Source organism: Streptomyces sp. NPDC004647, from assembly GCF_040609575.1.
GTDB lineage: Bacteria > Actinomycetota > Actinomycetes > Streptomycetales > Streptomycetaceae > Streptomyces.
Genome location: NZ_JBEXKU010000195.1, coordinates 1 through 2276, shown reverse-complemented (window position 1 = coordinate 2276; position 2276 = coordinate 1). Strand labels below are relative to the sequence as shown.

General features: G+C 72.2%; 1 protein-coding gene. It reads right to left on the bottom strand.

All coding sequences use genetic code 11. From position 1 onward, the window contains the following. Positions 1-2276 (bottom strand): polyketide synthase dehydratase domain-containing protein (locus ABZW18_RS34625; RefSeq protein WP_356195463.1); only part of this gene is annotated, 2276 nt, incomplete at both ends.

The window sequence follows — 2276 nt, the reverse complement described above, 5'->3', positions numbered from 1 at the left end:
ACCTTCTCCCCACGCCGCAACCCACCCAACTCCACCAGGGCGTAGTACGCCGTCAGGAACACCAACGGCACCGACGCCGCCATCTCCCACGACCAGTCCTCCGGTACGGGGGTCATCATGCGCTCGTCGCCCACCACATGGGTGCCGAAGCCGCCGAAGAGCATGCCCATGACCCGGTCGCCGACCCGCAGATCGGTAGCATCGGGCCCGGTGTCGACCACGACACCGGCCGCCTCGGAGCCGAACAGTCCGGCGTCGCCGGGGTACATGCCCAGGGCGTTGAGGACATCGCGGAAGTTGACCCCGGCCGCGCGGACCTCGATCCGTACCTCGCGGCCGGTCAGCGGTTGGAGAACCTCGGCGAACGGATCCAGGATCAGACCGTCCAGACTGCCCTTGGCCCTGCTGCCCAGCCGCCAGGGTCCGCCGGCCGGCGGCACCAGGCCCGTACCCGATTCCAGCCGGGCGAGCCGGCCCACCCGCAGCGCACCCGCGCGGACCACGGCCTGCGGCTCGTCCGCGTCCACCAGCCCCGGCAGCCCGGGGAGTCCGGACGCCGAGTCGTCGGCGTCCACGAGCAGGAACCGCCCGGGGTTCTCCGCCTGCGCGGAGCGCACCAGGCCCCACACCGAGGCGGCGGCGACATCGGTGACGTCCTGGGTGGCATCCTCGACGGCGCCCCGGGTGACGAACACCAGCCGCGAGTCGGCGAACCGCTCATCGGCCAGCCACTCCTGTACCAACGTCAGCGCGTAGTGCGCGAGTTCGTGGGCCGACTCGGCGCCGCGCGCGCTGTCGCCCCGGAGCGTTACGACGACGGTTCCGGGCACCGCCGCGGCGTCGCGGGCGGCCAGTTCGGCGAGGGTGTCCGCCGGGGCGCCGAGCCTGGCGGCGCCGGTTGTGGCGAGGGCGGCGGTCAGGCCCAGTTCGTCCGTGCCGAGCACCACCCATTCGGTGTCCGCGGACGCCTTCTCCGGTGGGCCGGGCACCCAGTCGATGCGGAAGAGCGAGTTCAGCTCGTCGCGGCGGCCGCTGCCGGCCGCCTGGGGGCCTGCCGCCCGGAGGACCAGCGAGTCCACCGAGATCACCGGTTCGCCCTGGACGTCGACGGCGGCCAGCTGGACGGAGTCCTTGCCGTTGCTGGTCACCCGCACGCGCAGGGTGGAGGCCCCGGAGGCGTGCAGGGACACCCCGTTCCAGGCGAAGGGCAACAGACTGCGGTCGTCGCCGTCCGCGCTGGCGAACACCGTGCTGTGCAGGACGGAGTCGAGCAGCGCCGGGTGTACGCCGAAGTCGTTCGCGTCGCTGACATCGCGGTCGAGGGCGACCTCGGCGAAGATCTCCTCGCCCCGGCGCCAGACCGCGCGCAGGCCGCGGAAGACCGGGCCGTACTCGAGTCCGTTGCTTGCGTAGCGGTCGTACAGCCCCTCGGTATCCACCACGGTCGCGCCCTTGGGCGGCCATACGGCTCCGTCGAAGCCGAGGACCTGCTCGCCGCTGCCGATCCGCCCGGAGGCGTGCAGCGTCCACTCGTCGTCGCGGGCGTCCGCGGGGCGGGTGTGGAAGCGCAGCTCGCGGCGGCCCTCCTCGTCCGCGCCGCCGATGGAGATCTGCACCTGGACGGCGCCCGTGCGGGGCAGGATGAGCGGGGCGGCCAGCATCAGTTCCTCGACGCGGTCGCATCCGGCCTGGTCGGCGGCCCTGATCGCGAGTTCGAGGAATCCGGTGCCGGGGAAGAAGACCATCCCGCTGACGACATGGTCGGCCAGCCACGGGTGGGTGGCCAGCGAGAGGGTGCCGGTCAGCAGAAGTTCGTCGGAGCCCGCCACGGACATGGCGGCGCCGAGCAGCGGGTGGTTGGCGGAGGTCAGTCCTAGACCGGTCGCGTCGGCCGGTTGGAAGGTCATCTTCGGCCAGAAGCGCTCGTGTTGGAAGGCGTACGTCGGCAGATCCACCTGCTGGGCGCCGGTGCCTGCGAAGAACCCCGGCCACTCCACGCGCACGCCGTGGACATGCAGCCGGGCCAGTGCGGTGACGAGGGTGGTCTCCTCGTCACGGTCCTTGCGGAGCGCCGGTACGGTCACGGCGCCGTCGGGTACGGATTCCTGGGCCATGGCGGACAGCACACCGTCCGGGCCGAGCTCCAGGAACGTGGTCACACCCTGCTCGGCCAGCGTCCGTACGCCGTCGGCGAAGCGCACGGCCTCACGGACATGACGCACCCAGTACTCGGCCGAGCACAACTCCTCGGCCGACGCCACACCACCCGTCAGATT